The 4,882-nt window shown below is 76.1% G+C and carries 4 protein-coding genes and 2 pseudogenes; 5 read left to right on the top strand and 1 reads right to left on the bottom strand.

The genetic code is table 11. The features are described from left to right. Both HCN56_RS23600 and HCN56_RS23595 read left to right on the top strand, forming a co-directional pair. Positions 1-458: pseudogene (locus HCN56_RS23600) on the top strand (hypothetical protein); the annotation flags it as partial. Next, a complete protein-coding gene (locus HCN56_RS23595) occupies positions 455-2,113 on the top strand; it encodes a DUF5719 family protein (protein ID WP_167974373.1) in 1,659 nt (552 codons plus the stop codon). The pseudogene HCN56_RS23600 and the gene HCN56_RS23595, both read left to right, overlap by 4 nt. A gap of 62 nt (positions 2,114-2,175) precedes the next feature. Here HCN56_RS23595 and HCN56_RS23590 read toward each other — a convergent pair whose 3' ends face one another. Beyond that, entirely contained in the window at positions 2,176-2,631 is a 456-nt protein-coding gene (locus HCN56_RS23590; RefSeq protein ID WP_167974371.1) for a metallopeptidase family protein, read from the bottom strand. A 143-nt stretch (positions 2,632-2,774) separates the two neighbouring features. Here HCN56_RS23590 and HCN56_RS23585 point away from each other — a divergent pair, with 143 nt between their 5' ends. The 3 genes and pseudogenes from HCN56_RS23585 to HCN56_RS27085 form a co-directional block, all read left to right on the top strand. Next, positions 2,775-3,158 (top strand): DUF3499 domain-containing protein, encoded by a 384-nt coding sequence (locus HCN56_RS23585; protein ID WP_167974375.1) that lies wholly within the window; start codon positions 2,775-2,777, stop codon positions 3,156-3,158. Between the two features lie 229 nt (positions 3,159-3,387). Continuing rightward, on the top strand, positions 3,388-4,767 hold the full coding sequence (locus HCN56_RS23580) for a phosphomannomutase/phosphoglucomutase (protein ID WP_167974369.1): 1,380 nt from the start codon (positions 3,388-3,390) through the stop codon (positions 4,765-4,767). A gap of 33 nt (positions 4,768-4,800) precedes the next feature. Then, a pseudogene (locus HCN56_RS27085) lies at positions 4,801-4,882 on the top strand (hypothetical protein); the annotation flags it as partial.

Here is a 4,882-nt window from a genome sequence, read left to right as displayed (position 1 = left end):
CCGCCCCCGCACCGGAGGCCGCCCCCGAGGCCCCGACCGAGCCCGCCGCCCCCGAGGCGGAGCCCGTCCCGGCGGGGGCCGCCGACTGGTCCGGCGACACCGGCCGGGAGGGCCCCGGCACCGGGCAGCACCAGCCGGCCGGCGGCGCCGGCTGGGACGGCTACGACTACGCGGGGACCCAGCCGGGCCAGTACCCCGACCAGGGCGGCTACGGCCAGGACGGCTACGGCGGTTACCCGCAGCAGGGGTACGGCCACGACGCGGGCGGCCACCCCGGGCAGCAGCAGACCCCGCACCCGGGCTACGGCGACCCCGCCGCCACCGGCTATCCGCAGCAGGGCTACGACTACGGCGCCCCCTACTCCGGCGGGGACTGGCAGCACCGGGACGACGCCCAGGGCTACGACCACTCCTCCGACCAGCCGCACCACTACGGCGACGGGAACGGCCAGCGATGAAACTCCGCCCCGGTGGCACCGGGAACTCCGACACCCCGGCGGGGGCCCGCAGCCCGCTGGTGACCCTCGCGGCGGTGGCCGTGGCGCTGGCGGCCGTGGCCGGAGCCTCCACGCTCGGCGGCGACGCCGGTGCGACGGCCTCGGCCGGCGAGGCGGAGCGGGCGCCCGTGGAACGCTCCACCCTGGTCTGCCCGCAGCCCAGCGCCGCCGAGTCCGCCGAGACCCGGTACACCGCCCACACCCCGGGCGAGGCCGGCGAGGCGGAGGGCAGCTCAGGCCTGACACCGCTGACCGAGCACGTTCCCGGCACTGCGTTCGACCCCGACGAGGACGAGGACGACGAGTCCGAGGAAGAAGCGGAGGACGAGGAGACCGATTCCGAGGACCCGGAGGACTCCGCCGACGAGGACGCCGACTCCGAGGAAGCGGCCGACGCGGAGGCGGACGCCGACGCCGCCGACCGCGTCCTCGCCGGCGACCGGCCCGGCGTCCCCGTCACCGACACGGTCGACGGTCCCGACGCCCCCGCGCTCGCCGGGACCGCGGACGGCGCCCTGGCCCCCGGTTGGACCGTGCAGCAGACCACCCTCGTCGACGGCGCGGGAGACGGCCGCGGCCTGCTGGGCGCCGCCTGCCAGCAGCCGGACACCTCGTTCTGGTTCGCCGGCGCCTCCACCGCCGACGAGCGGGCGGACTACATCCACCTCACCAACCCCGACGACGGAGCGACCGTCGTCGACATCGACCTCTTCGGCCCGGAGGGCCGGCTCGCACCGATCGTCGAGGAGGGCGTTACCGTGCCGGGCGGCGCCACCGTCCGGGTGCGGCTGACCACGCTCACCGAGGCGTCCGAGGACGCGCTCGGCGTCCACGTCGTCGCCCGCACCGGCCGGGTCGGCGCGCAGATCCAGGCCGTCGACACCGAAGACGGCGCCGACTGGCTCGCCCCGGTCACCTCCCCGGACGGCCCCGTGGTGCTGCCCGGCGTCCCCGCCGACGCCGAGTCGGTCCGCCTGGTGGCGTTCACCCCCGGCGAGAGCGACATCACCGCGCGGGTCGGCTTCGCCGGGCCCACCTCCACCATCACCCCCGCGGGCAACGAGACCGTCCATCTGCGCTCCGGCATGGTCGAGTCGGTGGAGCTCGACACCGTGGTCCAGGGCGAGGCCGGTTCGCTGGTCCTCACCCCCGAGGGCGACACCGCCGGCCCCATCGTCGCCGCGTTGCTCGTGACCCGCGAGGAGGACGGCGAGCGGGAGTTCGCGTTCCTGCCGGCCACCGCGTCGATCGAGGAGCAGTCGACCGCCGCCGGCAACGTGCCGGGGGAGACCCGGCTGATCCTGACCGCCACCGACGAGGACGTCGAGGTGGAGGTCCTCACCTCGGCCGGTGACGAGGGCGGCGAGCCCGCCACCGAGACGCTCACCGTGCCCGCCGGGACCACCGTCACCCACGCGCCCGAGTCGGCCGAGGAGATCGAGGGCCGCTACGCCCTCACCGTCCGGCGCGTCAGCGGCGGCACGCTCCACGCCGCGCGGATGCTGACCGAGGACCGGGACGACGTGCCGATGTTCACCGTCCAGACGCTGCCGGACGACCGGTCGAGCGTCTCGGTGCCGCGCACCTCGCCCGACCTCGGCGTCCTCAGCCGCTGACATCCCGGGGCCGGCGCCCCGGTGCCGGCCCCGCGACGGTGCTGCAGGGCCCCCGGCGCGGGTCAGTCCTGGCCGTAGCGGGGGTCGATCGACTCCGGCGCCAGCCCCAGCAGCTCCGCCGCCTGCTCCACGACCACCTCGTGCACCAGGGCCGCGCGGTCGTCCCGCCCCCGGGCCCGCAGTTCCACCGGGCGCCGGTAGACGACGATCCGCGCGGGGCGGTCGCCCTCCTCGGGGACGGCGCGCCCCAGCGGCACCGGCTCCGGGTCCTCCCCGGACGCCGTCTCCGGCACCTCGTGGACCTCGAAGTCCACCCGGCCCAACTGCGGGTGCCGGCGGCGCAGCCGGTCCGCCGAGTCGAGCACCAGCCCGTCGAAGGTCTCGGCGCGGCTGGCGGCCAACGGCACCTGGGGCGGCGCCAGCGGACCGCGTATGCCGCGGCCGTGCCGGTCGCGGTGGCGGTGCGCCGGGGCACCGGGCGGACGGCCCGCCGACGGGGACGCGCTGGGATCACTCATCGCCTCCGACCTTAAGGGACGACCGGCGCGCGGCCGGTCACGTTCCGGGCGAACCGGTACGTCCCGGCCACGATGGGGGCGACACGGGCACCGGGGTCCGGGCCAACCGTCGCGGCCCGCTCAGGAGTGCGGTACCGTCCAGGATCGTGAGCTCCGTACGTCGCTGTTCGCGCACCGCGTGCGGCCGACCCGCCGTCGCGACGCTGACATATGTCTACGCGGACTCCACGGCGGTCCTCGGCCCGCTCGCCACCTACGCGGAACCCCACTGCTACGACCTGTGCGCCCACCACTCCGAGCGGCTCACCGCGCCGCGCGGCTGGGAGGTGGTGCGACTCGCGATGGGCACCTCGCCCCCGAGGCCCAGTGGAGACGACCTGGAGGCACTGGCCGACGCTGTCCGGGAGGCCGCCCGAGGGTCCCGCGAGGTACCCGAGGCGCGTCAGGCGCCGCCGCGCGCCGGCGCCGACCCCATGGAGGTCGCCCGCCGCGGCCACCTCCGCATCCTGCGCTCGCCCGACCCGTAGCCGTCCCGACCGGCCCGGCCCCGCCGGGCTCACGGGCGGCGTGTCCCCACGGTGACGCGTGTCCTACGCTCGGTACCGTGACCGACCCGCGCGCCGTCGATGCCGCGCGGGCGTGCGCCCCGCCCGCGACGCGGGCGGACCGACAGGCGCGCAGCCGAACACCAACGATCCGTCAGACCGGACGGCCCGTCAGCCGCGGCGGACCGCCGGACACACCGAGGGGTGACCTGTGCCGGACCTGTCCCAGATCGTGAAGGCGTACGACGTCCGAGGCGTGGTCCCGGACCAGCTCGACGAGAACCTGGCGCGGCTCTTCGGGGCCGCGTTCGCCGAGATCGCCGGCGAGGGCGGCGGCGCCGCGTCCGCCGTCGTGGTCGGCCACGACATGCGGCCGTCCTCACCCGGCCTCGCCCGGGCCTTCGCGCTCGGCGCCGCCGAACGCGGCGCCGACGTCACCGAGATCGGGCTCTGCTCCACCGACCAGCTGTACTACGCCAGCGGCGCCCTGGACCGCCCCGGCGCCATGTTCACCGCGAGCCACAACCCCGCCCGCTACAACGGCATCAAGATGTGCCGCGCCGGCGCCGCCCCCGTGGGGCAGGACTCCGGGCTCGCCGACATCCGCGCCCTGGTCGAGCGCTGGAGCGCGGACGGCGCCCCCGAGCCCGTCGCGAAGCCCGGCACCCTGGAGCCCCGCGACACCCTCGGCGACTACGCCGACCACCTGCGCTCCCTGGTCCCCCTCGACGGGATGCGCCCGCTGAAGCTCGTGGTCGACGCGGGCAACGGCATGGGCGGTCACACCGTCCCGACCGTGCTGGCCGGGCTGCCGCTCACGGTCGACGCCCTCTACTTCGAGCTCGACGGGACCTTCCCCAACCACGAGGCCAACCCGCTGGACCCGGCGAACATCGTCGACCTGCAGGCCCGCGTCCGGGAGACCGGCGCCGACCTCGGCATCGCCTTCGACGGCGACGCCGACCGCTGCTTCGTCGTGGACGAGCGCGGCGAACCGGTCTCCCCCTCCGCGATCACCGCGCTCGTCGCCTCCCGGGAACTTGCCAAGTCGCCCGGCGCCACGGTGATCCACAACCTGATCACCTCCTGGTCGGTCCCCGAGGTCGTCCGCGAGTCCGGCGGCGTGCCCGTCCGCACCCGCGTCGGCCACTCCTTCATCAAGCAGGAGATGGCGCGGACCGGGGCCGTCTTCGGCGGCGAGCACTCCGCCCACTACTACTTCCGCGACTTCTGGAACGCCGACACCGGCATGCTGGCCGCCCTGCACGTCCTCGCCGCCCTCGGCGGCCAGGACCGGCCGCTCTCCGACCTGGTCGCCGCCTACGACCGGTACGCGGCCTCCGGCGAGATCAACTCCACCGTCGCGGACCAAGCCGGCCGGGCCGCCGCCGTCCGCGCCGCCTACCAGGACCGCCCCGGGGCGGTGCTCGACGAGCTGGACGGCCTCACCGTCACCGCAGAGGACTGGTGGTTCAACCTGCGGGCCTCCAACACCGAGCCACTGCTCCGCCTCAACGTCGAGGCCCGCGACGACGCCACCATGGCCGCCGTCCGGGACGAGGTCCTCGCCCTGGTCCGCGCGGACGCCTGACCCGGGGCACCACCCCCGGTCCCCGAGGTCGTCCGCGAGTCCGGCGGCGTGCCCGTCCGCACCCGCGTCGGCCACTCCTTCATCAAGCAGGAGATGGCGCGGACCGGTCGTAGGC

It is taken from the genome of Streptomyces lonarensis (assembly GCF_012033735.1).
Classification (GTDB): domain Bacteria; phylum Actinomycetota; class Actinomycetes; order Streptomycetales; family Streptomycetaceae; genus Streptomyces; species Streptomyces lonarensis.
Note: the sequence above shows the minus strand (reverse complement) of the source record. Positions and strands in the feature narration are given on the sequence as shown.

Bases quoted from the DNA above. Each gene is read 5' to 3' on its own strand.
- HCN56_RS23595 (WP_167974373.1), top strand. From the start codon at position 455: ATGAAACTCCGCCCCGGTGGCACCGGGAACTCCGACACCCCGGCGGGG.
- HCN56_RS23590 (WP_167974371.1), bottom strand. From the start codon at position 2,631: ATGAGTGATCCCAGCGCGTCCCCGTCGGCGGGCCGTCCGCCCGGTGCC.